We start from the raw sequence: 25586 nt of genomic DNA, 5'->3' as shown, positions 1-25586 counted from the left end.
CGGTCTCGGTGACCGTGACGGCCGCCCGGTTCGGCGTGCGCACGCATCGTGGCCGAGCCGTGACACAGAGCCCGCCGCGCCCTCTCAGCCCTGGAGCGCCCCCTCCACCGGCCAGGCCCGCAGCGTCTCGTCGAGCCTGTCGTACGCCTCGTCGAACCACTCGTCCGTGAGCAGGACGGTCACCGTCACCGTCGTCAGGGACATCGTGTGGTCCGCGACCGTTACGTGGGCGCGCTCGCCGTCCGGGTCCAGTTCCACCGAGAGTTCGGGGGTGCGGCGGCCCTCGCGCCAGGTGGTGTCGTCGCCGCCGTCGAGGGTGTCGAGGGTCGCGCGCCACTCGGTGAGGTCCTCCGGGGACACCGACGTGGCGAGCGTGCCCCGTACGAAAGCGGTGTCGACGAGGATCTCGCCGACCAGCTCGTCGGCCCCCGAGCGCCCCGGCGCGGGGCGCTTCCCGGTGATCCGGACGATCACGCTGTTGTCCTCGCCCTCCAGGCGGATCAGGTCGATCGGCTCCTCGGACGCCATGGCCCCTCCAGTTCCCCGTGTGCCGCACCGCCCGGTCGAACAGCCCCCGCGCACCGTCACGTTCCTCACGCCCCCGTGCGCGCGGCCCGCCCCGGCGGCACCGCTTGCGATCGTGTCCCCCGGACCCTAGTCGAGACCACTGACAGTGCCGAGGCCCCCAGCGCCCCCACCACCCCGGGCACCCCGCCACACCCCCCGGCCGCGTGAGCCCGGTCACACAACCTTCACACCGCTGAACATCACCCCCGCCGCTCCCGTACCTTCCGGTACCACCAAGTGGCTCGGCCCACGGCCGGGTTACGGCTCGGGAGGCACTTTGCGCATCAGGCACATGGGGCGTGTGAACGGCACCGCCCTGATCATCGCGGCCCTCGTCGTCACCGTCGGCGCGCTCGCCTTCCCGGTGTGGTCCTACGCCGACCGCTCCGGCACCGGCGAGGCGAACCTCAACGCCGGGAGTGTGGCCACGCGTTGGGGGCCCCTCTCGGCAACCGACCGGGACTTCCTCGTACGGGTGCGGCTCGCGGGACTGTGGGAGATACCCGCGGGGCAGCAGGCCGTGGAGCGCGCGCCGAGCAAGGCCATCAAGGACGCGGGCGACCACCTCATCGTCGGCCACGCCGACCTCGACGAGCGGGTGCGCGGCGTCGCCTCCCAGCTCGGCGTCGAGCTGCCGAACCAGCCGAACGCCCAACAGCAGGGCTGGCTGCGGGAGTTGACGGAGGCCGACGGCGAGACGTACCAGCGCAAGTTCGCGAATCTGCTCCGCGTCGCGCACGGCAAGGTCTTCGCCCTCGTCGCCCAGGTGCGCGACACCACCCGCAACACGCTCGTGCGGCAACTGGCGACCGACGCCAACCAGACCGTCCTCGACCACATCACCATGCTCGAGAACACCGGCTTCGTCGACTACGACTCCATCGCCAACGGCGCCGCCGGGAACTCCACCGCCAGCCCGACAGGCCCCCCGCCGCCCGGCGGCGACGCGCCCCCGCAGCCCGACCCCGCGGGCCCCACGGGCGACGTCTCGGGCACGTCACGGCCCTCCCCGGCCCCGCCCGGTACCGTCAACACGGACCGGCCCGAACCTCAAATGTAGCTCTGAACCCGCTGATCAGGGGGTTCGTCCCGGTCTTGCGCGGTCATGACTCCCGGTACGTCGAAACGCACGGTGGAAGCGGACGGGAGGGCCGGCGACAAGGGCGTCACACACGGCCGGAACGGCACCAACAGCGATCAGGGGGACGGGAACATGACCGCACGGGGGACTGAAACACGTACAAGGCCGCAGGGCACCGCCGCGGCACAGCTCGGCACGACTGCGGAGCGGCTCGGCGCGACCGCCGCACAGCTCGGCACGGGGATCGGATGGCGGCCGGAGATCGCGGACGCCGTGGAGCGCATGCCCGGCATCGACTGGGTCGAGGCCGTCGCGGAGAACGTGTGCCCGGGGCACCTCCCGGACTCGCTGGTACGGCTGCGCGAACGCGGCGTGACGGTCGTGCCGCACGGCGTCTCGCTGGGGCTCGGCGGCGCCGAGCGCCCGGACCAGGCCCGCCTCACCGCGCTTGCCGAGCGGGCCGAGGCGCTCGGCTCGCCGCTGGTCACCGAGCACATCGCGTTCGTACGGGCCGGGGGCGCGCTCACCGCGTCGCAGCACCTCGAAGCGGGGCACCTGCTGCCCGTGCCGCGCACCCGCGACGCCCTGGCCGTACTGTGCGAGAACGTCCGCATCGCCCAGGACGCGCTGCCGGTGCCGCTGGCCGTCGAGAACATCGCCGCCCTCATCTCCTGGCCCGGCGAGGAGATGACGGAGGGGCAGTTCCTGTACGAGCTGGTGGAGCGGACCGGCGTACGGCTGCTCATCGACGTCGCCAACCTGCACACCAACCACGTCAACCGCGGCGAGGACCCGGCCCGCGCCCTGGACGAGCTGCCCGTCGAGGCGATCGCGTACGTCCACGTGGCGGGCGGCTTCGAGCGGGACGGCGTCTGGCACGACAGCCACGCCCACCCGGTGCCCCGGCCCGTCCTCGACATCCTCGCCGGCCTCGCCGCGCGCACCCGCCCGCCGGGCGTGCTCCTGGAGCGGGACGAGAACTTCCCCGAAGAGGGCGAGCTGGAACGGGAGTTGGACGCGATCAGGGAGACGGTGGCGTCGGCCTCACCGAAGGCTTTCACCACCTCCCAGGCCTCCACGGCACCCCCGAAGACGGCCGCCGCCCCTGATGCCCCCGAGACCCGCCAGCGCGTGGCCCTCTCGCAGGCCGCACTCCTCTCCGCCCTCGTCGCCGGAACCCCCGCACCCGAGGGCTTCGACGGGGCGCGGCTGCGGGTGCAGAGCCGGGCGCTGACCGCCAAGCGGGCGGACGTCGTGGCGAAGGTCGCCCCGGAGCTGCCGACGATCCTCGGCGACGGCTACCGCCTCGCGTTCTTCGCGTACGCACGCACCCGCCCCATGACGGGCGGCTACCGCAGGGACGCCCTGGACTTCGCCGAACACCTGCTGCTCGCCGGGCGGCCCGAGGACCCCGAGGCGCGCGGCACGCTCACGGCCTGGTGGCTGGAGCGCTCGGGCCCGGCACCGCTCGAAGGCCGACCCTTCACGCGCTGGCTGCGCACGCGCACGGCACGCCTCGCGCTGCGCCGGGCACGGCGGCGGACACCCGGCCACCCCGGGCCGGGCCTGCCCGCGCACCCCGCCCACCACGACCACGGCGTCGTGGACGCCGACCCCGCACCGGCGACGTAACGCGACCCTCCGGTTCCGTAGATACGCCGACGCACTCTGTCGTACTCCGCCCGATAAGCCCGCCGTCCCGTCCGTGCCGCGCACTAGCGTGCGGTGGCGCGACAGGAGGCGTGATGCGATCCCGAATCATCAGCGGCAGCGGCCTCGTCCTGGTGGGGCTCCTCGCCACGCTCGCCGCGCTGATCTATCCGGTCTGGTCGTACGAGGACCGGTCCGGCACCCAGCTCGACGCGCTGACCTCGCAGAGCGTGTCGACCCGGTTCGGGCCGCTGTCCGCGCTCGACCGGGACTTCATCACCAAGGTGCGCCTCGCCGGCCTGTGGGAGCTGCCCGCGGGCCAGCAGGCCGGGGAGCGCGGCACCACGCGGGCCGTGCACACGGCGGGCAAGCACCTGGTGGAGGGGCACACCTTCCTGGACGCGCGGGTGCGCGAGGTCGCCGCCGCGCTGCGCCTGGAGCTGCCGAGCCAGCCGAGCGCCCAGCAGCGCCGCTGGCTGGACGAGCTGAGCGCGGCGCGCGGCGCGGCGTACGACGAGAGGTTCGCGAACATCCTGCGGCGCGCCCACGGCAAGGTCTTCTCGCTGGTCGCCGAGGTCCGCGCCACCACCCGCAACTCGCTGGTGCGCGCCCTCGCCGACGACGCGAACACCACGGTCCTCGACCACATCCAGGTCCTGGAGGCCACGGGCCTGGTCGACTTCGACGGTCTGGCACGCGACGCCGCCTCCGCCGATCCGCGCCCGCCGACCCGCTCCCCCGCCCCGCCGGGCCCGCAGGACTCCCCGCCGACCGCTCCCCCGGCGTCCGCAACCGCCACCCCCTCGTTCACGTTCCCCCTGCCGCCGCCCGTCTCACGGCCGAACCCGCGTCCGTCCACATCGTGAAATCCCTGTGGCGCGGTCACACCGCCTTCACATAGAAATCCGGCATGTTCTGGGTACCGCTGCTGCTCCTCGCCTGTGCTCTCGCCGCGCTGTCCTGCGGACGGCTGTGTCTGGCCGCGATGCAGGCCGCCGCCGTCGAGGCGAGGGAGCGCAAGCAGAAGACGGCGCGGCAACTCACGCTCTACGAGGCGGCGTTCCTGTCCGGTGGTCCCGGGCGGGTCGCGGACGTGGCGCTGCTCTCGATGGCGCGGGGGCGGCGGCTGCTGCTCGCGCACACGGGGTGGGCGACCGTGGTGGACCCGGTGGCCGGGGACGACATGGAGCGAACGGTGCTCGGTGCGATCGGGCCCGCGGGGCAGTCGCGGATAGCGCCGGTGCGCCGGGCCGCGGCGGCCGCGGACTCCGTGCGGGCGCTGGCGGACCGGCTTGTCGCGGCGGGCCTCGCCGTGCCGGACGGGGCCTGGTCGGGGATCGCGGGCGCGGCCCGGCAGGTGCGGGCGGCGGCGGTCGCCGTGGCGGCGCTCGGGGTGTGCGCGACGTTGCTCCCGGGGCAGGGCGGTGAAGGGGAGACGCCGGTCGCGGTGTGGTTCGCGCTGCCGTTCTTCCTCACCCTGAGCTGCCTCGCCATCGCCCGGTTCGAGGTGCCCGCGACGCGCTGGGCCTCCCCGGCGGGGCAGCGGCTGCTCGGCGCGCTGCCCTCGCGCGACGACCTGACCTCGGTGGCGGTACGCGGCCTGCGCGCCCTGGACGACCCGGCCCTGCGCGCCGCGCTCTCGCACCGGGACCCGAACGTCGACGGCTACCGGGAGTCGCGCGGCGGCAGCGACTGAGCGCCGCCGCAACCCGCGAGCGCCATGGGGGTCATTGATCCGACACCGGCGGCCCGGTCCTTTACTTTGCCGATCTTCGAACTGAACATCCCTTTCACTGCGATTTGTGTGATTTACGCACTTCGCTTGAACCGCTTGGCCTGAGCCGTGCGCATGCGAAAGGGACCCAGAACAGCGATGAGAGCCAGAGCCTCAGCAGCAGCAGCCCGGTACAGGACCGTCGGAACCGTCGGATCCCTCGTCCTGACCTCCCTGACCGCCCTGGCCGTCGCGCCCGCGGGCGCCGCCGCCCCCACCGCGCCCACCGCCCCCACCCCTGAGGCCCTCGGCACCGCACTCGCCGCCCAGCGCGCCCAGACCGCCGGCATCCGCTTCGCCCCCTGCCCCGAGGCGGAGAACCTGCCGCCGTCCGTGAGGTGCGGCACGGTCACGGTCCCCCTCGACTACGCGCGGCCCGACGGCAAGCAGATCCAGCTCACCGTCAGCCGCGTCGAGGCCACGCGCGAGGTGGACGGCAAGAAGGTCGCGCGGCAGGGCGCGCTTGTCTTCAACCCTGGCGGGCCCGGCGCGTCCGGGATGTACTTCCCGATGGTCGGCCCGATGCCGGAGTGGCGGCGCGTCGCGGCGGCGTACGACCTCGTCGGCTACGCCCCGCGCGGGGTGGGCCGCTCCGCGCCGCTCACCTGCCAGGACCCCAAGCAGTTCACCAAGGCGCCCACCAACTCCCCGAGCAGGCCCGACGCCGCGTACAAGGCGGAACGCATCGCGCGGGCGCAGGCCTACGCGCGCGGCTGCGCCCGGCACGCGGGCCCTGACCTGCGCCACTACACCACCCTCAACAACGCCCGTGACCTGGACGTGCTGCGCGCCGCCCTCGGCGAGCGGAAGCTGACGTTCATGGGCGCCTCGTACGGCACGTACTTCGGCGCCGTGTACGCGACGCTGTTCCCCTCCCACGTACGCCGCATGGTCTTCGACTCGGCGGTCAATCCGGCGCCGAAGCAGGTCTGGTACGCCAACAACCTCGACCAGTCCTTCGCGTTCGAGCGGCGCTGGGCGGACTTCCGCGCCTGGGTCGCCAAGCACGACAGGACGTACGGCCTGGGCGCGACGCCCGAGGAGGTCGCGCGGTCGTACGAGACGGTCCGCGCGGAGCTCACGCACAAGCCCGCGGGCGGCAAGGTCGGCACGGCGCAGCTGCAGTCGGCGTTCCTGAAGGCGGCGTACTACGACGACTACTGGCCGATGCGGGCCACAGCCCTGTCGCAGTATCTGAAGGGCAACCCGAAGCCGCTGGTCGAGCAGGCCGCGCCGCAGCCGATGGCGGCCGCCGAGGAGGAGAACGGCAACGCCGTCTACACCGCGGTCCAGTGCAACGACGCCGCCTGGCCCACGGACTTCCGTACCTGGGACCGCGACAACTCCCGGCTCGCGCGCGTCGCGCCGTTCGAGACCTGGGACAACGCCTGGATGAACCTTCCCTGCGCGTACTGGCCCGCGCCGCGGCAGCGCCCCGTAGACGTGCGCGCCGTGCGCACCGCCAAGGGCGCGCTGCCGCCGACCTTGATCCTGGCCGCCGAGAGGGACGCGGCGACGCCGTACAAGGGCGCCCTGGAGCTGCAGGGCAGGCTCGCCGGATCAGTCCTGGTGACGGAGGAGGCCGCGGGCACCCACGGCATCGGCGGCGGGTCCAACGCGTGCGTCAACGGCCACCTGGACGCGTATCTCCTGGAGGGCAGGCTCCCGGTACGACGCGCGGCGTGCGCGCCGCACCGGGAGCCGGAACCGCTGTCGGGGGCGCGGGCGGCGGATCTGCCCAAGGCGCTCTAGCAGCGCCCCGAAGGGGCGCGGGACTGTGTCCATATGCGGCTCTGCCGCGTGGGCGCGACCAGCCACAACGGACCCGCAGATTCCGGACTCAGAGCATGCCGAGCCTCTCCAGCGGAAAAGGCGACTGCGCCAGAGGACGCACCGCGAGCCGGGTGAGCGGCAGCGCGTTGTCGTCGCCCGCGGTGCGATTCGCGTGCAGGACGCCGCAGTGGGTGCAGCGGTGGACGAGGACCCACTCGCCGTCTCCTCGTACGGAGATGGCGAGGGGTTCCATCCTGGCTCCGCAGTCCGCCGCCCGGTCGCCGGGGGTGTCGTCGAGGTGACGGCTCCAGAGGCAGTTGGGGCAGTGGTTGCGGTGGTCGGTGCCGGGGGCGGTCATCGAGACGTCGAGGCCGCAGTGCAGGCAGCGGAAGGACTGGGCGCGTGCTTCAGTGCGCGCCCGCCGAGAGGTGTTGCGTGACATGGGAGAGGTGACTCCTGAGCGATGCGGAATGGGGTGAATTCGAGAGATTCCGCAGGGCCCTGGGCATACAACACCGGCTTTCTGTCCACGCACGAGAGGCCGGGCCCCAGTCGGCCCGACCTCTCGATGAAACCCGCACCGCGCGGGCGTGGCAACCGAATTACCGGCTACGCGAGACCCGCCACCAGGTCCGCCACGGACTTGCGGCGCCCGGTGTAGAACGGCACCTCTTCGCGGACGTGCATGCGGGCCTCGGAGGCGCGCAGGTGCCGCATCAGGTCGACGATGCGGTACAGCTCGTCGGCCTCGAAGGCGAGCAGCCACTCGTAGTCGCCGAGCGAGAACGAGGCGACCGTGTTGGCCCGCACGTCCGGGTAGCCACGGGCCATCATGCCGTGGTCCTTGAGCATGCGGCGGCGGTCCTCGTCGGGCAGCAGGTACCAGTCGTAGGAGCGCACGAAGGGGTAGACGCTCACGTAGTCGCGGGGCGTCTCGTCGGCGAGGAACGCCGGGATGTGCGACTTGTTGAACTCGGCGGGGCGGTGCAGCGCCATGTTCGACCAGACCGGCTCCAGGGCGCGGCCGAGCTTCGTGCGGCGGAAGAGGTTGTACGCCTCCTGCAGCTCGTCGGCGGTCTCCGCGTGCCACCAGATCATGACGTCGGCGTCGGCGCGCAGGCCGGAGACGTCGTACGTGCCGCGGACGGTGATGTCACGGGCCGCGAGCTTGTCGAACAGCTCCTGGACCTCGTCCGCGTACCCGAGGCGGCTCTCGGGCAGGACGTCGCGCAGCTTGAAGACGGACCACAGCGTGTAGCGGATGACCTCGTTGAGGTCCTTGGCCTTCTTGCCGGCGTTCGGGATCTTGGCGGGGGCGTCGTCACTCATGCGGCTATTCTCCCGCGCCGCCGTGCAGACTCTGCACCGGGTTGGCGGTGAGCTCGCGCACGGCGGAAAGGTCCCCGGTGAGCTGGTCCACGGCCGCGTTCGCGCTGGCGACGCAGGCGGGGATGCCCACTCCGTCGTACGCCGCCCCGCAGACCGCGAGGCCCGGCACCCGCCCCACCTGCTCACGGATACGGGCCACGCGCGCGTGGTGGCCGACGGGGTACTGGGGCAGGCCGCCGTCCCAGCGGGTGACGGCCGAGGCGACGGGCGCGGCTTCCAGGCCGGTGGCCGCGCGCAGGTCCCGCCGCGAGATGTCGACGAGCTCGCCGTCCGGACGGCCCAGGTCCTTCTCGTCGCCGTACCGACCGACGGACGTACGCAGCACGAAGAGGTCCGGGTCCTGCTCCGCGATCCACCCCCACTTCTGGCTCGCGAACGTGGAGGCCTTGATGGTGCGCCCGTCCACCGGCGGCACGAGGAAGCCGCTGCCGTCGGGCAGCGCGCCCACGTCGGCCCGGCGGTAGGCGAGGGTGATCAGCGCCATGGAGGCGTACTCGACGGCGCGCAGCTCGGCCGCGGCGCCGGGGGCGTCGTGCTCCAGGAGGCGGGCGGCGTGCGGGGCGGGCACGGCGAGGACGACGGCGTCGGCCTCCAGGTCCCAGTCCTCGACGTACACCTCCCAGCCGTCCTCGACCCGGCGCAGCCCGTGGGCCGCGCAGCCCAGCAGGATCTCGCCGCCCCGCGCCCGCACCGACTCCGCGACGGCGAGCGGCAGTTGGCCGATGCCGCCGTCGATGCCCATGAAGACCGGTCCGGTCTGCCGGCTCGCGGCGGCCCGCGCCTGGATGTCGCGGACGCCCTCGGTGAGGGAGGTGTGGGTGCGGGCGGCCTCGTAGAGCTGCGGGACGGCGGAGCGCATCGAGATGCGGTACGCGTCACCGGCGTACACCCCGCCGAGCAGGGGCTCCACCAGGCGGTCGACGACCTCGCGGCCGACCCGCCGGGCGACGTACTCCCCGACCGCGATGTCGTCGCCGACCTCGGTGGGCGGCAGTTCGCGGTCCTCCTCGATGCGGCGCAGGCCCTCGTCGGAGAGCACCCCGGCGACGGCGGACGCGTCGCCGGGCACGCCCATGACGTGGCCCTTGGGCATGGGCCGCAGCGCCCCGCGGGTCCAGATCGCGGCGCTCGCCGTCGCCGGTGGCTGAAGCCGGTCGCCGAGGCCGACCTCGCGGGCCAGGGCGACCGCCTCCGGCCTGCGGGCCAGCATCGACTCGGCGCCGAGGTCGACGCGCACCCCGGCGATCTCACCGGCGTGCAGCTTCCCGCCGAGCCGGTGGGACGCCTCCAGGACGGTGACCCGCGCTCCGGCCCCGAGCAATCGGTGCGCGGCGGCCAGTCCCGCGATGCCCCCGCCGATGACGACGACGTGCCCGAGGCCGCCGGTGTCCGTACCCGTACGTGTGTCCGCTGCGCGCATATCCCCACTGTCTCAGACCCCCACCAAAGCCCCGCACGGCGTCCGGACGAGTCCTCCCCGTGACCGTGCCGGGACCGCATCGGGACCACCGGGACCGAACACTCCGGCCGGGTCCGGCGTCGTAGGAGCACACTCACCACGACACTCGGGGGTACGCCGATGCACGCGTCAAGGACGTCGGAGCCAGGGGGTACGGGCGCACGCCGCGGGCGGACGCGGCGGCGCGCACCGCTCGCCGTGCTCGCCGCCCTGCTGCTCACCGCGGCGCTCGCGCTCGCCGGGTGCAGCGCGGGCGGCGACGACGACGCCGGTGGGGACAGCGGGAAGGCCGCGGCGGCCGGACCCGAGGCCGGGCGCGACAGCGCCGAACTCTCCGACGGCGACAGGCGGGCCGACCGGCCCGAGGGCGGCGCCAAGGCCGACAGCAAGGCCCGCGACAACGCCAAGTCCCGTAATCCGGAGGGCCCTTCGCGCACCACGGACTCCCACGTCATCCGCACCGCGTCGCTCACGGTGCGCGTCAAGGACGTGCCGAAGGCCCTGGATCAGGCGCGCACGACCGCCGAGGGCGCGGGCGGCCTGGTCGGCAGCGAGTCCACCGACCGCGACCGGCGCGGCCACGACCGTTCCCGCGTCGCGCTGCGCGTCCCGCAGGACCGCTACGGGCAGGTGCTTTCCGACCTGGCGGGCACGGGCAGGCTCATCAGCCGCAACGCCAAGGCCGAGGACGTCACCGAGCAGGTCGTGGACGTGGAGAGCCGCATCAAGACGCAGCGGGCGAGCGTGGCGCGGGTGCGGGCGCTGATGGACAAGGCCACGAAGATCAGCGACATCGTGTCCCTGGAGGGCGAGTTGAGCAGCCGTCAGGCGGACCTGGAGTCGCTGCTCGCGCAGCAGTCCTCGCTCAGGGACCGTACGGCGATGGCCACCATCACGCTGACGCTCACGGAGTCGCCGCAGGGCGAGCGCGGGGACGACGGTGACGACGACCCGACGTTGGCGGGCGCGCTGTCCGGCGGGTGGGACGCGTTCGTGACGACGCTGCGGTGGGTGGCGGTCGCGCTCGCGGCGGTCCTGCCGTTCGCGGCGATCGCGGCGCTGCTGGTCCTTGGATGGCTGCGGGTGGTACGGCCGCGGATGGCGCGGCGGACGGGGGCCGTGTCCGCGGTCGGAGCGGCGGGGGCGGCGCCCGTGAGCGGTACGGCCGCCGTCGCTCCGCGCGCGCAGAAGGGGCCGGGCGACCCGAAGTCGCCGGACGGCTCATGAGCAGGGGCGGTGGCAGGTCCGGGTCCCGGTGCCGTGCTGGGGGCGGCACCGGGGCTCCTAGGTCCTGACAGGACCGAACTGCCCCCGCCCCGTAGCGTGTCCGCATGAGTGAACGACTGGTGGTCATCGGAGGGGACGCGGCCGGCATGTCGGCCGCGTCGCAGGCGCGCAGGCTGAGGAAGCCCGGGGAACTGGAGATCGTCGCCTTCGAGCGCGGCAGCTTCACCTCCTTCTCGGCGTGCGGCATCCCGTACTGGGTGGGCGGCGACGTCGAGGAACGGGACGACCTGATCGCGCGGACGCCCGAGGCGCACCGGGAGCGCGCCATCGATGTGCGGATGCGAACCGAAGTCGTCGAGATCGACCCGCGGGAGCGGCGGGTGCGCTCGCGGGACCTCGCCTCGGGCGCGGAGGAGTGGACCGCGTACGACAAGCTCGTGATCGCCACCGGTGCCCGGCCGCTGCGCCCGGACCTGCCGGGCATCGACGCTCCGGGCGTACACGGCGTACAGACCCTGGACGACGGCCAGGCACTGCTCGACACGCTCGCCGAGATGGAGACGGCGGGGAAGGCGGAGGGCCGCCGGGCCGTCGTGATCGGCGCGGGCTACATCGGCGTCGAGATGGCGGAGGCGCTTGTCCACCGCGGTTACGAGGTCACGGTCGTCAACCGCGGCAAGGAGCCGATGTCCACGCTCGACCCGGACATGGGCCGCCTGGTCCACGAGGCGATGACCGGCATGGGCATCGCGATGGTGAACGACGCCGAGGTCACCAAGATCCTCACCGGGGACGACGGGCGGGCCCGCGCCGTGGCCACCGAGGACCGCGAGTTCCCGGCGGACGTGGTGGTGCTCGGGATCGGCGTACGTCCCGAGACGGCCCTCGCCCGTGCCGCGGGCCTTCCGCTCGGGGAGCACGGCGGGCTGCTCACCGACCTCGCGATGCGGGTGCGCGGGCCGGTCGCGGACGGGGCGATCTGGGCGGGCGGCGACTGCGTGGAGGTCCTCGACCTGGTCTCGGGCCGCGAACGGCACATCGCGCTCGGCACCCACGCCAACAAGCACGGGCAGGTCATCGGCTCGAACGTGGGCGGCGGTTACGCGACGTTCCCGGGCGTGGTCGGCACCGCCGTGAGCAAGGTCTGCGACCTGGAGATCGCGCGCACGGGCCTGCGCGAGAAGGACGCGCGGGCGGCGGGCCTGCAGTACGTGACGGTGACCATCGAGTCCACGAGCCGCGCCGGGTACTACCCCGGGGCGGCCCTGATGACGGTGAAGATGCTCGCCGAACGCCGCACGGGCCGGCTGCTCGGCACCCAGATCGTGGGCCGCGAGGGCGCGGCCAAGCGGGTCGACGTGGCGGCCGTCGCGCTGACGGCACGTATGACGGTCGAGCAGATGACGGCACTCGACCTCGGCTACGCGCCGCCGTTCTCGCCCGTGTGGGACCCGGTCCTGGTGGCGGCGCGCAAGGCGGTGACGGCGGTGCGGGCGGGCGGGGCCTGAGGCGGGGTGGGCGGAGCCTGAGGCTTGGGGGGCCTGAGGTTTGAGGTGGGCGGGGCCCGAGGTTCCGCCCACCCGAGCTCTTGACCGACCCACCCCGTGGCGGGCTCTGCCCCCTTGCGCGCGGCGGGTCGGAGCACGACGCGGACCAGGGCCGGGCGCGGCGGCCGACCGGGCCTGATCCCCACCCCGGCCGACCCCACCGGAACGTCCCCTCCACGCAGGTCAGAACGCGCTTTCCGGCATTCCGGTCGGGCGTACGGCAAGCCCTGGGGCGTGGCTGATTCCTTCCATTGGTCCGGTCCACTGACGAAAGGGGAACGCGCCGGGCGCACGCCCCACCGGTGCAAGCACCACGCACTACGGCGGCGAGGCAACCGGAACCCCCGTGAGCGGGCACGCCACAGCCTCCGCCGCGCACCCGGAGGCGCCGACGCTCCCCCCATCGCCCCCACACGCCCCTCACACACCTCCCCACGGTTGCCCGCTCTTTTCCGCCACTTTTCACAGAATCGGCACAGGCCCCACGGGAGGACCGCACTATGTGACGCGTCAGAGCGGCGCGGACACAGACTGCGACAAGTGGCCGGGCCGTTGGGGGGCGGGTGCGGCGGTGGCGACACCGCCGCGACCCGACCGCGGAGGGGACCACAACCAGAATGAATCGCACCGCGAGAGCGGCGGCACTCGGCGCCGGCGCTCTGCTCATCGCGCTCAGCCTGCCCGGCCGACCAGCCACGGCGGCCGCTGCGGCTGCGGAACCCCGCATCGACCTACGCGTCCTCGTGGTGACCGACGGCGGCCCCGCCACCGCCGCGCTCGCCGCCGAACTCGACGCCCAGGGAACGCCGTTCACCACCGTCGACCTTCGGGCGAGCGGCCGCCCGACCATCACCTCGGCCTTCCTCGCGGACACCGTCTCGGGCCGGCCGCGAGCCAAGTTCCAGGCCGTCGTCCTGCCCCACGACAACCCGTTCGGCGCGGGCTCGCCCGAGATGGCCGCCCTCGCCGCGTACGAACGTACGTACGCCATCCCGCAGGTGGACGCGTACACCTACGCCCGCCCCCAAGCGGGCCTGCAGACACCGGACTTCAGCGGCTCCCTCGACGGCGTCCGCGCCCAGGTCACGGGTGCCGGGAAGGCCGGGCCGTTCGCCTATCTCGACGACGCCGTGCCCTTCGAGGACAACTCGCCCACCGTGGGCGAGAGTTACGGCTACCTCGCCAAGCCCGCGCCGGGCGCCGACTTCACTCCGTACGTGGACGCGCCGGTGCCCGGCGGGCAGGAGCGCGGCTCCCTGGTGGGCGAGTACCGGCACGACGGGCGGCGCGAGCTGGTCGTGACGTTCGTCTACAACGAGCACCAGCAGCAGTTCAAGCTGCTCGCCCGCGGCGTCGTCGACTGGATGACGCAGGGCGTGCGCCTCGGGGCCTCGCGCAACCACTTCGCGGTGCACGTGGACGACGTGTTCGGCTCCGACGACCGCTGGGACACCGAGCTCGACTGCACGCCGGGCCACGTGGACTGCGCGCCCGGCGAGGGCACCCAGGACGGGATCCGGATGACCACGGCGGACGCGCAGTACGCCAAGGAGTGGTCCAGGAACCGCGGCGTCACGCTCGACATGGTCTACAACGGCGGCGGCAGCGAGCTGTTCCGCGAGGAGAACGGCGGCACCGACCCGCTGGCCGACAAGCTCATCGCCGACAAGGCCGCTTACCGCTGGGTCAACCACACCTACAACCACACGTTCCTCGGCTGCGTCCAGGACGTGTCCGCGGTGCCGTGGAAGTGCGTCGAGAACACCGACGGCAGCACGCGGTACGTGCCGCGCGCCGAGCTCTCCCGGCAGTTCTCCGACAACCGGCAGTGGGGCCAGCGGGCCGGACTGCCCCTGAACAACGGCGAGTTGGTGACCGGCGAGCACTCCGGTCTGCGGGTCCTGCCGCAGCAGCCCGACGACAACCCGAACCTGAGCGGCGCGCTGCAGGACAACGGCGTGCGCTGGCTCGGCTCGGACAACTCCCGCGAGCCCGCGCAGCGGCAGGCCGGTCCCGCGCTCACCACACCGCGCTACCCCATGAACATCTTCTACAACGTGGGGCGCACCGGCGAGCAGATCGACGAGTACAACTGGATCTACACCCGCAAGGCCGACGGCGGCAGCGGCATCTGCGAGACGTCCCCCGTGATGGCGTGCCTCGACCGGCCCCTTGACCCCGACACCGGGTACACCGACCACATCGTGCCCGTGGAGTCGCAGATCGCCCTCGGGCACGCGCTCTCCGGGAACCCGCGGCCGCACTTCCTCCACCAGTCCAACCTTGCGGAGGACCGCATCGCGTACCCGGTTCTCGACCGTGTACTCGACGCGTACGACGGGTTGTTCGCGTCGTCCGCGCCGCTGGTGAATCTGCGGATGGCCGACATCGGCGCGGAGCTGCGCTCGCGTGCGGTGTGGGACGCGGCCGTCGACTCCGGGCGGGTCACCGCCCACCGGATCGGCGACAAGGTGACCGTGCAGGCGCCCTCGGGTGTCGCCGCGACCGCGACGATGCCCTCCGGGACGCGGCAGGAACTCCTCATCGGCAGCGGGGCGTTCGGGTCCGCGTACGCGGGCAGAGTGTCCGGCTGGGTGTCGCCCGGGACGCTTCAGGATCGGGTGACGTTGGATCTGCCCGCCGCGCCTGCCTCGGGCCGGTCGGGGCGGACTCCTGTGGCGGAGCCATCGGGCAAGAAGTTGCCTGTGCCTGCGGGCGCGAAGCGGTATGTACCGCCGGGGCCGTTGCGGTAGCCGCAGGTTTCGTCGGGGGTATCGGCGGGGGTTTCGTCGGGGGGCGGCGCCGCCGCTTCGCGGGCCCCTTGTCCACATGACCCCGGGCCGACCGCCCGGGCCGGACTCCCACCCGTCGGGGGGCGGGTGGGGGCGGTCCGGCCAGGGCTGACAGTCCGTCAGCCGACAAGGGGCGGGCTCAACTGCCGCCCCCGACCTCCGCACCGCCGACCCACCCCACGTCGACGCGTGTGTCACCGACCCGTCCCCACCCCGCCCGCGGGCACGCGTGTGCCTCCGCCGCCGGTCCGCTCGTCCACGTACTTCGTACTTCGCTCGGGAGAGCCACCCATGCCCAACCCACCCGCATCCGTGCCCTTACCGGGGGCGCCACCCGGCGCGTCCGGCTCGTCCCTCGATGCAAGGGTCACCCTGCTCACCGAAGGCACCTACCCCCACAGCCACGGCGGCGTCAGCGTCTGGTGCGACCAGCTCGTGCGCGGGATGCCCGACCTCCGCTTCGACGTCATCGCGGTCACCGGCACCGGGCGCGAACCCCTCGCCTGGGATCTGCCGCCGCACGTGACCGAGCCGGTCTGCCTGCCCATGTGGGGCCCCGACCCGGCCGGACGCGCCCCACGCGGCCGCCGACTGCGCCAACTCCTGTCCGTGTACGAGGAGTTCCTCACCACCCTGCTCGACCCGGCCGCGGAGAGCGGCTTCGGCCCTGCCCTGTACGAACTCGCCCGGCACGCCCGCGACGGCGCGCTCTCGCCCGCCCTGCGCACCGACCGGGCCGTACGCGTACTCGCCTCCGTCTGGAACGCCCCGCACCTGCCCGTCGCCGGGGCCCGCCCCACCCTGCACGACGCGGTCACCGCGACCACGCTCCTCGAACACGCCCTGCGGCCCCTCGCCTGCCGTCCGCCCGAGTACGGCGTGGCCCACGCCGTCAGCGGCGGCATCGCGGCACTCCCCGGTCTGGTGGCACGTCAACTCCACGGCGTACCCCTGCTGTTGACCGAACACGGCGTGTATCTGCGCGAGCGCTACCTCGGGTACCGCACGGGCCCCTACCGCCGGCCGGTGAAGGCCGTGCTGCTCGGCTTCTTCCGGCTGCTCGCCGAGGAGTCGTACCGCCGCGCCGCCCTCATCACCCCCGGCAACCGCTACAACCGGCTCTGGGAGGAGCGCGGCGGCGCCGACCCGGCGCTGATACGCACCGTCTACAACGGCGTCGACCCCGAGGCCTTCCCGCCCGCGGGCCCCGAACCCGGGAATCCCACGCTGAGTTGGGCGGGGCGCGTCGACCCGATCAAGGACCTGGAGACGCTGATACGTTGCTTCGCCCTCGTCAAGGAACGGGTGCCAAAGGCGCGGCTGAGGCTGTTCGGCGGGACGCCGCGCGGGGGCGAGGCCTACCGGGAGCGGTGCGAGGCCCTGGCCGCCTCGCTCGGCCACGGCGACAGCGTGGTCTTCGAGGGCCGCGTCGAGCACATCAAGGACGCCTACGCGGCGGGCAACGTCGTGATGCTGTCCAGCATCAGCGAGGGCTTCCCGTTCACGCTGATCGAGGCGATGTCGTGCGGGCGCGCCACCGTCTCCACGGACGTCGGCGGCGTACGCGAGGCCGTGGGGCCGACCGGGCTCGTGGTGCCGCCGCGCTCCCCGGAGGCCATGGCGGCGGCGGCCGTCGAACTCCTGGAGGACCCGGTCCGCCGAGCGGCGATGGGCGAGGCCGCCCGGCTCCGGGTGATCGACCAGTTCACCCTGCGCCAGACGGTGGACGCCTTCCGGGACATCTATACGGAGCTGGCGACGGGCCGCGCCCCGGCGACGGCAGCCACGGCCGCGGAGGATTCGGCGCCCGCGACGGCGGCTACGACCGCGCCTGCCCAAGTCCGCCTCCACGAACGCTTCGTGGTCCGCACCACGGTCCACTCCGCCGTCCGCTACACCGCCAAGGCCGCCCCGTCCCAAGTCCCCCGGCCCGCCCACCGCTTCCCGGACCCGACGCCCGCTCCGGCGGAGAGCGAGGCAGCCGGATGAGCGGCCCGACCCCGCTGCCGCCCCGCGCCTCCGGCGAGGACACGCTCAGCATCCGGCTCGCCGGGCGTCGGCCCGGCGGGACCGCCCCGCACCCCAGGCGCCGCCCCTCCTGGGCGCAGCCCGACCCCATGGAGGACGAGCCCCGACGCGGCGGCCCCCGCCGACTCGCCGCCGCCTGCCCGCGCACCCGAGGTGGCCCGCGTGCCCAAAGCGGTTCACGCACCCAAAGCGGTCCGCCCGCCCACGGCGAGCCCCCGCGCCGCCGCGCGACTCTCCGCCCGGCACGGCCCGACGACCCCGTCGACCAGCTCGCGGCGGAGCTGGCCGACGACATCGGCGCGGCCGTCCACCCGTACGAAGTCGCGGCGGTCCTGGAGTCGCAGGGCATGACCGGGGACCGGATCCAGGAGACGTACGGGCACCCGGACTTGTTCTCGCTGGCCGACGCGCTGTACGAGCGGGTGCCGCGCAGTCATCCGGAGCCGGGCGCACCGCCCGACCCGTGGCGGCCGGACCATCTGCGGTGCGCGCTGCGGGGGTTGCTGTTCGCGCTGCCCGGCGCGGCCTACCCCCTCGCCGCGGGCGGCCTGCTGGGCGGGCCGGGCCTGCACGCCCTGATCGCGGCGGCGCTCGTGTCGTGGGCCTGGTCGCAGGCGCTCAGTCACCGGGCGTACCTGCGGCTCGCCGCGGGCCCCCGCGAGGCCGCGCGCACGCTGCTGCGCGGGGCGCCGCCCGGCGTGGTGTGCGCGACGGCGGCGGGCCTCGCGGTGGCGGGGCCCGGTCCCGCCTCCGTGTTCGCCGTCGGGCAGTCCTGCTATCTGGCCGCCGCCGGCGTGCTGCTCGTGCTCGGCCGTGAGAAGCTCCTCGCGGTGGCGCTGCTGCCGGTCGTGGCGGGCGCGGCGGCCCTGCCGTGGTGGCAGCCGCCCACCGCGCTGCGGCTCGGACTGCCGGTCCTCACCGTGGCGCTGGCGGTGGTCGCGGCCTGGCACGTGCTGCGTCCCGCGCTGCGCGCCGACCCGGCACCGGGACCCGTGCCGCGGCTCGCGCACTCGCTGCCGTACGGCCTGTTCGGCCTCGCGGCCGGCACGCTCGCGACGCTCGCGGGACGCCAGGACCCTTACGCCGTCATCGTGTTGACACTCAGCATGGGCCCCGCCGAGTGGCTCCTGTTCCGCTACCGAGGGCTCGCCGTCGCGGCCCTTCGCTCCTCCACCACGCCGGGCGGATTCCGGCTGCGCTCCACCCGCGCGCTGGCGGTGTGCGTGTCCGCCTACCTCGCGCCGATCGCCGCGAGCACCCCGCTGATCGACACCCCACCGGCCCAACTCCTCTCCCTCGGCACGGTGTTGTGGACGGCCCTGCTCCTTCAGGCCTTCGGTGTGGCCTGGCCGTCGGCCGCGCTCTGTCTCGGCGCGGCGGCCACGGCCACCGCGTTGCCGTACGTCTCGTCGCTCCCGGCGGCGACGGCCCAGCTCGTCGGCTGTACGGCCGCCGCGCCGGTCCTGCTCGCCGCCGCCGTACGCCACTTGGGCAGGCCGACCGCCCACGCCTGAGCGGCACCGCGCCACCCCGACTCTTCTCAACAGCCAGGAGAATCACATGACTTCCGCACCGATCGCCGCCGTCACGGGAGCCGAGGGCTTCATCGGCTCGCACCTCACCGAGGCACTGGTGGCCGCGGGACACCGCGTGCGCGCGATGGTCCAGTACAACTCCTTCTCCTCCTACGGCTGGCTGGAGACACTGCCCGCCGACGTCCTCGACCACGTCGAGGTGGTGCTCGGCGACGTGCGCGACAACGGCTCGGTGCGCTCCCTGGTCGCGGACGCGGAGACCGTCTACCACCTGGCCGCCCTCATCGCGATCCCGTACTCGTACCAGGCGCCGCACAGCTACGTGGACACCAACGTCACCGGCACCCTCAACGTCCTGGAAGCCGTACGGCACTTGGAGGTCCCGCGCCTGGTGCACACCTCCACCAGCGAGACGTACGGCACCGCGCAGACCGTGCCGATCACCGAGGACCACCCCATCAACACCCAGTCCCCGTACGCCGCTTCGAAGGCGGGCGGGGACCGGCTCGCCGACTCCTACCACGCGAGCTTCGGCACACCCGTGGTCACACTGCGGCCGTTCAACACCTTCGGCCCGCGCCAGTCCATGCGGGCCGTCATCCCGACCGTGATCGGCCAGGTCGCCGCCGGGTACCACACCATCACGCTCGGCGACCTGCGGCCCACCCGGGACTTCACCTTCGTCAAGGACACCGCGCAGGCGTTCCTCGCGGTCGGCACGGCGCCCGCGGCGACCGTGGAGGGCCGCACCTTCAACGCCGGTACGGGCGGCGAGATCTCCGTCGGCGACCTGGTGCGGCTCATCGGCAAGGTCATGGACACCGACCTCGACGTGACGGAGGACGAGCAGCGCGTCCGGCCCGCCGCCTCCGAGGTGATGCGCCTGGTCGCGGACGCCTCCCGGCTGCGCGCCGCCACCGGCTGGGCCCCCGCGCACGACCTGGAGCAAGGCCTCGCCCACACCGTCGAGTTCTTCCGCGACCCGGCCAACCTGGCCCGCTACAAGACCGGCGTCTACAACATCTGACGGTACGTCACCACACCGGCGCGCACCCGCTCGCGCACGTACTCGCGCACCACTCACCCACACCCAGGGGAGCACCCCATGCACGCAGTCATACTCGCCGGAGGCAAGGGCGTCCGGCTCCTCCCGTACACCACCTCGCTGCCCAAGCCGCTGGTGCCGATCGGCGGCCAGCACGCGATCCTGGAGATCGTGCTCCGCCAGCTCTCGGCGGCGGGCTTCACCAGCGTCACCCTCGCGATCGGCCACCTCGGCCACATCATCCGCGCCTACGTCGGCAACGGCTCCCGCTGGGGCCTGCGCGTCGGCTACGCCACGGAGGACAGCCCGCTGGGCACCATGGGCCCGCTCCTGACGATGATGGACCGCCTGCCCGAGCACTTCCTCGTCATGAACGGCGACGTCCTCACCGACCTCGACTACGCGGACGTGCTGCGCACGCATCGGGAGTCCGAGGCGCCGCTGACCATCGCGACGTACGCGCGCGAGGTCCGCATCGACTTCGGCGTGCTGACCACGGAGGCAAGCCACGTGGTCGCCTTCACCGAGAAGCCGAGCATCGACTACCGCGTCTCGATGGGGGTGTACGGCGTCTCGCGCGACACCCTCGCCCCGTACACACCGGGCCTGCCGCTCGGCTTCGACGAGCTGGTCCTCGACCTGCTGAAGTCCGAAACCCCGCCGCGTTCCTACGAGTTCGGCGGCTACTGGCTCGACATCGGCCGCCCGGACGACTACGACCGCGCGAACGCCGAGTTCACCACCCACCGCTCCCTGCTGCTCAAGGGAGCGTGACGGACCCGTGCGGATCCTCGTCCTGGGCTCCACCGGATACCTGGGCGGGCACATCGCCGAGCGGCTGCGCGCCCTGCCGGGCGCGCGGCTGCTCACCGGCGGCCGTGCCCCCGACGCCGACGTGCGCTGCGACCTCGCCACGGACGTGCCCGGCACCCTCGCGGAACTGTTCGCGCGGGCCGCGCCGGACGCGGTCGTCAACTGCGCGGGCGCGGTGGGCGGCGGCGCCGTGACTCTCGCGGAGGTCAACGCCCGCGGCCCCGCCGCCCTCTGCGAGGCGCTGCGGGCCGCCGCGCCCGGCGCCCGTCTGGTCCACCTCGGCTCGGCCGCCGAGTACGGGCCGTGCGCGCGCGGCGCGCGCACGGCGGAGGACGCCCCCGCCCGGCCCCTCGCCCCGTACGGCGCCACGAAACTGGCAGGCACTCTCGCCATCACAACATCGGGCCTCGACGCCGTCGTCCTACGGGTGACCAACCCAGTCGGCCCCGGAGCACCCACAGCAGGCCTCCCCGGCCGCCTCACCGCCGAACTGCGGCGCGCCGCCGAGCAGTCGCCGCACGACACGATCCGCGTGGGCGACCTGTCCTCCTACCGCGACTTCGTCGACGTACGCGACGTGGCCGAGGCAGTGACCCTCGCCATCACCACCCCCCACCCCCTGCCCCCCATCCTCAACATCGGCAGCGGCCAATCGGTCCCGGCACGCGACCTGGCCCACGGCCTCGTCCGCGCGGCGGCCTTCCGCGGCCGCATCGAGGAAACCCTCACCGGCTCCGGCCGCTCGGCGGCGGTCCCGTGGCAGTGCGCCGACATCACGGCGGCAGCAAGGGAGTTGGGCTGGCAACCGGCGTTCACCCTGACCGAGTCACTGGCGGCGCTGTGGACGGCGGACGGGGCGGCAGGGAAGGGGGCGCCGGGCTTACGGGCGAAGGCGACGCCGAGGGCGGCTCCGGCGACGTACGCCAAGTCGGGCACCGCATCGGGCGCGGGGCAGGGCTCCAGACTCGGCACCCAGTCAGGCTCCGCACCGGAACCCCGACCGGGCACGGCCCCCCGCACCGGGCCAGGCACAGCACCCGGCACCACACCAGGCGCACGCCGGGGCGTCGCGCACCCCGCGACCCCGGGGCCGGACGCCGAGCCGGGCAACACTTCGAGCGCGGGGCAGGATTCCGGGCTCGGCACCCAGTCGGGCTCCGCACCGGAACCCCGACCGGGCACGGAATCCGACACCGCACCGGACGCGCACCCGGGCGTCGCGGAGCCCCTCCCCGGGGTCCCCGCGCCGGGCCGCACCGCCGGGCAGACGTCGCGGCCCGCCCCGGCCCCCGCCCCCGCGCCCGGCGGGCCCCGCTCATGAGGTCCCTGCTCGTGCCGCTGTATGTGCACCCGGCCATGGACCCCGCGGCCTGGGACGCGCTCGTGGCGGTCGCGCCCGATCTGTACGGCGTCGTCCTGAACGCCGCCGACGGGCCGGGCGCGGCGCCCGATCCGGCGTTCGCCGAGGCCGCGCACGCGCTGCGGACGGCGGGGGTCCGGGTGCTCGGGTACGTCGACACGGCGTACGGGCAGCGCTCGCGGCAGGCGGTCGACGCCGATCTGGACCGGCACTTCGACTGGTACCAGGTCGACGGGTGCTTCTTCGACCGGATCTCCCCCGGCCGCCGCGACCTGCGCCACTGCCGGCGCCTGGTCCGCTCGGCGCGGGAGCGCGGCGCGGACCCGGTCGTCCTCAACCCGGGCGTGCACCCGGCGCCGGGCTACGCGCGCGCCGCCGACCTCCTGGTCACGTTCGAGGGGCACTGGACGACGTACCTGCGCTCGTTCACCGCCCCGCCGTGGACGGCCCGGCACTCCCCCGAGCACTTCTGCCACCTGGTGTACGGGGTGCCGCCCGCCCTCGCCCCGCTCGCCGTGCGTACGGCGGTGCGGCGGGGCGCGGGGGTGCACTGCGCGGTGCCGGGCGCGGGCCCCAACCCATGGACGACGCCGCCGAGGCCGCCGCAGCCGCCCCGCTCCCCGGGCCTGGAGGGAACCCGGTGACGTCCCGCCGGCTCAGGAAGCGGTACGCGTGTGGACGTACTCCACGAGCCGGGTGAGCGCGTCCGGGTCGGTGCTGGGCAGCACGCCGTGGCCGAGGTTGAAGACATGGCCGTCAAGGCCTCGCGCCGCGGCGAGCACCTCGTCGGCCTTCGCCTCGACGGCCTCGCGCGTGGCGAAGAGGACCGCGGGGTCGATGTTGCCCTGGAGCGCCTTGCCGGGCCCGACGCGCCGGGCTGCCTCGTCGAGCGGCACGCGCCAGTCCACGCCGACCACGTCGGCACCCGCCTCGCCGAGCAGCCCGAGCAGCTCACCGGTGCCGACACCGAAGTGGATGCGCGGCACGCCGTACCCCGCCACGGCCTCGAAGACCTTGGTGGACGCGGGCATCACGGAGCGCCGGTAGTCGGCGGGGGCCAGCGCGCCGACCCAGGAGTCGAAGAGCTGCACGGCGCTCGCGCCCGCCTCGATCTGCACCTTCAGGAAGGCGCCGGTGATCTCCGCGAGCCGGTCGAGCAGGTCGGCCCACAGCTGCGGGTCGCCGTACATCATGGCCTTGGTGTGCTCGTGGTTGCGGCTCGGACCGCCCTCGACGAGGTAGCTCGCGAGAGTGAAAGGCGCACCGGCGAATCCGATGAGGGGCGTCTCGCCCAGCTCACGCGTGAGCATCCCGATGGCCTCGGTGACGTAACTGACGTCCTCGGGCGTGAGGTCGCGCAGCCGCGCGAGGTCCGCGCGGGACCGGATCGGCTGCTCCACGACGGGCCCGACGCCCGGCTTGATGTCGAGGTCGATGCCGATGGCCTTGAGCGGTACGACGATGTCGCTGAAGTAGATCGCGGCGTCCACGCCGTGCCGGCGCACCGGCTGCAGCGTGATCTCCGTGACGAGCTCCGGCATCATGCAGGACTCCAGCATGGCCGTGCCCGCACGCACCTTGCGGTACTCGGGCAGTGAGCGCCCGGCCTGCCGCATGAACCAGACCGGCGTATGCGGCACGGGCTCCCGCCGACACGCCTTCAGAAATGCGGAGTCGTACGTAGCTGCGTTCTGCCGGCCCGTGGCCTCGTCATTGACACTCACCCCCAAAGTTTCGCACGGGCGAGACAGGGGCCGGTGCCGGGGGATCAAGCCCGTCCGGCGTTTGAGGACGAGCGCGCAGCGCGATCAAGGTGCACCCCGCCCGCGGGACCGAAAAGACAGGCGCCCAGCGGTCAAGCGGAGAGCGAACGCGCGCCCCGAGAGGGGCGCCTCCCTGCACAGCGGCGCCATTCCCCTTAATCTTCCCCGCATGGCTGCGGCTCAGGGACAACGGTCGGACGGCGCTGGCGAGATGGACGGCGCACAGGGGGTGGTGGCGGACGCCGGTCCGCCGCCGTTTCGCGCTGCGGTCGAGGCGCTGCGCGGGGTACGGCTGCGGCCGCATATCGAGGTGGAACCGACACCGCCGCCCAAGCGCCTCGCTCCGTACGCGTACGCGCTGGAGGCGGCGGTGGTCGACGGCGACGAGGACCTGGCGGACGGCCGCCTCGTGCTCCTTCACGACCCGGCCGGGCACGACGCCTGGAAGGGCACCTTCCGTCTGGTGACGCTGGTGCGGGCGGAGCTGGAGCCGGAGATGGCGGCGGACCCGCTCCTTCCGGAGGTGTGCTGGTCCTGGCTGACCGGGGCCTTGCAGGCCCGGGGCCTCGCGTGCGGCGAGCCGAGCGGAACGGTCACGCGCGCGGGCTCGCACTACTTCGGCGGGCTCGCGGAGCGCCCGCCCGCCTCGCAGATCGAGATCCGCGCGTCCTGGACGCCGCGCGAGTCGGTCGGCGGCGTGCCGGACACGGGGGCGCATCTGGCGGCCTGGTGCGATCTGCTGTGCCAGATCGCGGGGCTGCCGCCGGCCGCGGCGGCGGACGGCTCGGTGGTGTCGCTGCCGCAGCGCCGGGGCCCGCGCTCCACGTGACGGCGGGGCGCGACGGTGACCCCCGGCGTTGACGTCGCCGGGGGCGCGGCGCGGTTCACGGGGGCAACACGCCTGGTGAGAACGGTTGATCGTCGGATGATCGATCGCATGTCCGAATCGCCCGAATTGTTACTCACCAAATCGTGATCATCCCCTAAAGGCGGGTGCTGTTGGTGCCGAAGAGGTCTGTGACCTTGAAACGCACGGTTCGTCCCCGCTTCATCTCCGAGCCGGCTCCGTCCCGCCACCCCAGGAGGCCTGGTGTCCGTTCTCCTCGAGCAGCCCGCAAGCCTGGTCGCCTACCGCCCGAACAAGCCGACCGCCATGGTCGTCGTGGCCGACCCCCGCGTCCGCTCCACCGTGACCCGCCACCTGTGGGCCCTCGGTGTACGTGACGTCATCGAGGCCTCGTCCATCGCTGAGGCTCGTCCCCGCATCGGCAACCCCCGCGACATCTGCGTCGCCGACGTCCACCTTCCCGACGGCTCCGGCCTGACCCTCCTGTCCGAGACCCGCGCCGCGGGCTGGCCCAACGGCCTCGCGCTCTCCGCCGCCGACGACATCGGCGCCGTGCGCAACGCCCTCGCGGGCGGCGTCAAGGGCTACGTCGTCACCGGCACCCGTACCAACGTGGGACTCCCCACCCGACCCGGAGCCGCCCCCATCGGCTCCGCCGCAGCCCGTATGCACCGGCGTCCGCCGGGCACCCCCAGCCACCCCGGTGGCTACCGCGAGCTCTCGGGGCGCGAGGTGGAGGTGCTCCGCCTGGTCGCCGAGGGCCAGTCCAACAAGGCCATCGGCGTCTCGATGGGCCTGTCCGCGCTTACTGTCAAGAGCCATCTCGCACGCATCGCCCGCAAGCTCGGCACCGGCGACCGGGCGGGAATGGTAGCGGTGGCCCTGCGCACGGGAATCATCCACTGACCGATTTACACCCCCCGGCCGCCCGTCGAC

At 73.7% G+C, this 25586-nt stretch carries 20 protein-coding genes and 1 pseudogene; 16 read left to right on the top strand and 5 right to left on the bottom strand.

Annotation, left to right across the window (positions count from 1 at the left end; translation table 11 throughout):
• Positions 1-84: 84 nt before the first annotated feature.
• On the bottom strand, positions 85-528 hold the full coding sequence (locus tag IEY91_RS07330; protein WP_164319371.1) for a DUF5959 family protein: 444 nt from the start codon (positions 526-528) through the stop codon (positions 85-87).
• A 331-nt stretch (positions 529-859) separates the two neighbouring features.
• Between IEY91_RS07330 and IEY91_RS07325 the strand changes: the two genes are divergently transcribed.
• From IEY91_RS07325 to IEY91_RS07305, 5 genes are all read left to right on the top strand, one after another.
• The gene (locus tag IEY91_RS07325; RefSeq protein WP_189173289.1) at positions 860-1627 is read left to right on the top strand and encodes a DUF4142 domain-containing protein; all 768 of its coding nucleotides are present in this window, start codon (positions 860-862) and stop codon (positions 1625-1627) included.
• A 153-nt stretch (positions 1628-1780) separates the two neighbouring features.
• The gene (locus IEY91_RS07320) at positions 1781-3280 is read left to right on the top strand and encodes an MbnB/TglH/ChrH family RiPP precursor modification enzyme (protein ID WP_268240854.1); all 1500 of its coding nucleotides are present in this window, start codon (positions 1781-1783) and stop codon (positions 3278-3280) included.
• Positions 3281-3393: 113 nt separating this feature from the next.
• Entirely contained in the window at positions 3394-4164 is a 771-nt protein-coding gene (locus IEY91_RS07315) for a DUF4142 domain-containing protein (protein ID WP_189173288.1), read from the top strand.
• A gap of 44 nt (positions 4165-4208) precedes the next feature.
• Complete coding sequence (locus IEY91_RS07310; protein ID WP_189173287.1) at positions 4209-4994, top strand: TIGR04222 domain-containing membrane protein; 786 nt, start codon at positions 4209-4211, stop codon at positions 4992-4994.
• A gap of 177 nt (positions 4995-5171) precedes the next feature.
• Positions 5172-6824, top strand: coding sequence for an alpha/beta hydrolase (locus IEY91_RS07305; protein ID WP_189173286.1), 1653 nt, complete (start codon positions 5172-5174; stop codon positions 6822-6824).
• Between the two features lie 88 nt (positions 6825-6912).
• On the opposite strand, the gene IEY91_RS07300 is transcribed toward IEY91_RS07305, so the two are convergent.
• The 3 genes from IEY91_RS07300 to hemG all read right to left on the bottom strand — a co-directional run bounded on the left by IEY91_RS07300 (position 6913) and on the right by hemG (position 9654).
• Positions 6913-7287: an RNHCP domain-containing protein gene (locus tag IEY91_RS07300; RefSeq protein ID WP_164319381.1), complete on the bottom strand. Its 375-nt coding sequence runs from the start codon at positions 7285-7287 to the stop codon at positions 6913-6915.
• Positions 7288-7454: 167 nt separating this feature from the next.
• A complete protein-coding gene (gene hemQ, locus IEY91_RS07295; protein ID WP_030360272.1) occupies positions 7455-8174 on the bottom strand; it encodes a hydrogen peroxide-dependent heme synthase in 720 nt (239 codons plus the stop codon).
• Between the two features lie 4 nt (positions 8175-8178).
• Positions 8179-9654: a protoporphyrinogen oxidase gene (gene hemG / locus IEY91_RS07290; protein WP_189173285.1), complete on the bottom strand. Its 1476-nt coding sequence runs from the start codon at positions 9652-9654 to the stop codon at positions 8179-8181.
• 159 nt (positions 9655-9813) lie between these two features.
• Here hemG and IEY91_RS07285 point away from each other — a divergent pair, with 159 nt between their 5' ends.
• The 9 genes and pseudogenes from IEY91_RS07285 to IEY91_RS07245 all read left to right on the top strand — a co-directional run bounded on the left by IEY91_RS07285 (position 9814) and on the right by IEY91_RS07245 (position 22684).
• The gene (locus tag IEY91_RS07285; RefSeq protein WP_189173284.1) at positions 9814-10920 is read left to right on the top strand and encodes a DUF4349 domain-containing protein; all 1107 of its coding nucleotides are present in this window, start codon (positions 9814-9816) and stop codon (positions 10918-10920) included.
• A gap of 104 nt (positions 10921-11024) precedes the next feature.
• A complete protein-coding gene (locus tag IEY91_RS07280) occupies positions 11025-12428 on the top strand; it encodes an FAD-dependent oxidoreductase (protein ID WP_189173283.1) in 1404 nt (467 codons plus the stop codon).
• A 656-nt stretch (positions 12429-13084) separates the two neighbouring features.
• A complete protein-coding gene (locus tag IEY91_RS07275) occupies positions 13085-15220 on the top strand; it encodes a hypothetical protein (protein WP_189173282.1) in 2136 nt (711 codons plus the stop codon).
• Positions 15221-15550: 330 nt separating this feature from the next.
• Positions 15551-17248, top strand: coding sequence for a GT4 family glycosyltransferase PelF (gene pelF / locus IEY91_RS07270; protein WP_229696764.1), 1698 nt, complete (start codon positions 15551-15553; stop codon positions 17246-17248).
• Positions 17245-18801 carry a hypothetical protein gene (locus IEY91_RS07265; RefSeq protein ID WP_189173281.1) on the top strand — a complete coding sequence of 519 codons (1557 nt, stop codon included), beginning with the start codon at positions 17245-17247 and terminating at the stop codon, positions 18799-18801. Before pelF ends, IEY91_RS07265 begins: the two co-directional genes overlap by 4 nt.
• 46 nt (positions 18802-18847) lie before the next feature.
• Positions 18848-19849 carry an SDR family NAD(P)-dependent oxidoreductase gene (locus IEY91_RS07260; protein WP_189173280.1) on the top strand — a complete coding sequence of 334 codons (1002 nt, stop codon included), beginning with the start codon at positions 18848-18850 and terminating at the stop codon, positions 19847-19849.
• A gap of 78 nt (positions 19850-19927) precedes the next feature.
• Positions 19928-20641, top strand: coding sequence for a nucleotidyltransferase family protein (locus IEY91_RS07255; RefSeq protein ID WP_164319406.1), 714 nt, complete (start codon positions 19928-19930; stop codon positions 20639-20641).
• Positions 20642-20648: 7 nt separating this feature from the next.
• A pseudogene (locus IEY91_RS07250) lies at positions 20649-21542 on the top strand (NAD-dependent epimerase/dehydratase family protein); the annotation flags it as partial.
• Between the two features lie 455 nt (positions 21543-21997).
• Positions 21998-22684, top strand: a complete 687-nt coding sequence (locus IEY91_RS07245; protein ID WP_189173279.1) for a spherulation-specific family 4 protein — start codon at positions 21998-22000, stop codon at positions 22682-22684.
• Positions 22685-22696: 12 nt separating this feature from the next.
• Here the strand turns inward: IEY91_RS07245 and hemE are convergent, their stop codons facing one another.
• Positions 22697-23764, bottom strand: a complete 1068-nt coding sequence (hemE, locus tag IEY91_RS07240; RefSeq protein ID WP_189173278.1) for a uroporphyrinogen decarboxylase — start codon at positions 23762-23764, stop codon at positions 22697-22699.
• 208 nt (positions 23765-23972) lie between these two features.
• Here hemE and IEY91_RS07235 point away from each other — a divergent pair, with 208 nt between their 5' ends.
• A complete protein-coding gene (locus IEY91_RS07235; RefSeq protein ID WP_189173277.1) occupies positions 23973-24632 on the top strand; it encodes a DUF3000 domain-containing protein in 660 nt (219 codons plus the stop codon).
• A gap of 261 nt (positions 24633-24893) precedes the next feature.
• Positions 24894-25556 (top strand): response regulator transcription factor, encoded by a 663-nt coding sequence (locus tag IEY91_RS07230; RefSeq protein WP_016643199.1) that lies wholly within the window; start codon positions 24894-24896, stop codon positions 25554-25556.
• Positions 25557-25586 lie beyond the last annotated feature (30 nt).

Source organism: Streptomyces lasiicapitis (assembly GCF_014646335.1).
Classification (GTDB): domain Bacteria; phylum Actinomycetota; class Actinomycetes; order Streptomycetales; family Streptomycetaceae; genus Streptomyces; species Streptomyces lasiicapitis.
Note: the sequence above shows the minus strand (reverse complement) of the source record. Positions and strands in the feature narration are given on the sequence as shown.

Coding starts and splice junctions, on each gene's coding strand:
- IEY91_RS07330 (WP_164319371.1), bottom strand. CDS start 528: ATGGCGTCCGAGGAGCCGATCGACCTGATCCGCCTGGAGGGCGAGGAC.
- IEY91_RS07325 (WP_189173289.1), top strand. CDS start 860: ATGGGGCGTGTGAACGGCACCGCCCTGATCATCGCGGCCCTCGTCGTC.
- IEY91_RS07320 (WP_268240854.1), top strand. CDS start 1,781: ATGACCGCACGGGGGACTGAAACACGTACAAGGCCGCAGGGCACCGCC.
- IEY91_RS07315 (WP_189173288.1), top strand. CDS start 3,394: ATGCGATCCCGAATCATCAGCGGCAGCGGCCTCGTCCTGGTGGGGCTC.
- IEY91_RS07310 (WP_189173287.1), top strand. CDS start 4,209: ATGTTCTGGGTACCGCTGCTGCTCCTCGCCTGTGCTCTCGCCGCGCTG.
- IEY91_RS07305 (WP_189173286.1), top strand. CDS start 5,172: ATGAGAGCCAGAGCCTCAGCAGCAGCAGCCCGGTACAGGACCGTCGGA.
- IEY91_RS07300 (WP_164319381.1), bottom strand. CDS start 7,287: ATGTCACGCAACACCTCTCGGCGGGCGCGCACTGAAGCACGCGCCCAG.
- hemQ (WP_030360272.1), bottom strand. CDS start 8,174: ATGAGTGACGACGCCCCCGCCAAGATCCCGAACGCCGGCAAGAAGGCC.
- hemG (WP_189173285.1), bottom strand. CDS start 9,654: ATGCGCGCAGCGGACACACGTACGGGTACGGACACCGGCGGCCTCGGG.
- IEY91_RS07285 (WP_189173284.1), top strand. CDS start 9,814: ATGCACGCGTCAAGGACGTCGGAGCCAGGGGGTACGGGCGCACGCCGC.
- IEY91_RS07280 (WP_189173283.1), top strand. CDS start 11,025: ATGAGTGAACGACTGGTGGTCATCGGAGGGGACGCGGCCGGCATGTCG.
- IEY91_RS07275 (WP_189173282.1), top strand. CDS start 13,085: ATGAATCGCACCGCGAGAGCGGCGGCACTCGGCGCCGGCGCTCTGCTC.
- pelF (WP_229696764.1), top strand. CDS start 15,551: ATGCCCAACCCACCCGCATCCGTGCCCTTACCGGGGGCGCCACCCGGC.
- IEY91_RS07265 (WP_189173281.1), top strand. CDS start 17,245: ATGAGCGGCCCGACCCCGCTGCCGCCCCGCGCCTCCGGCGAGGACACG.
- IEY91_RS07260 (WP_189173280.1), top strand. CDS start 18,848: ATGACTTCCGCACCGATCGCCGCCGTCACGGGAGCCGAGGGCTTCATC.
- IEY91_RS07255 (WP_164319406.1), top strand. CDS start 19,928: ATGCACGCAGTCATACTCGCCGGAGGCAAGGGCGTCCGGCTCCTCCCG.
- IEY91_RS07245 (WP_189173279.1), top strand. CDS start 21,998: ATGAGGTCCCTGCTCGTGCCGCTGTATGTGCACCCGGCCATGGACCCC.
- IEY91_RS07235 (WP_189173277.1), top strand. CDS start 23,973: ATGGCTGCGGCTCAGGGACAACGGTCGGACGGCGCTGGCGAGATGGAC.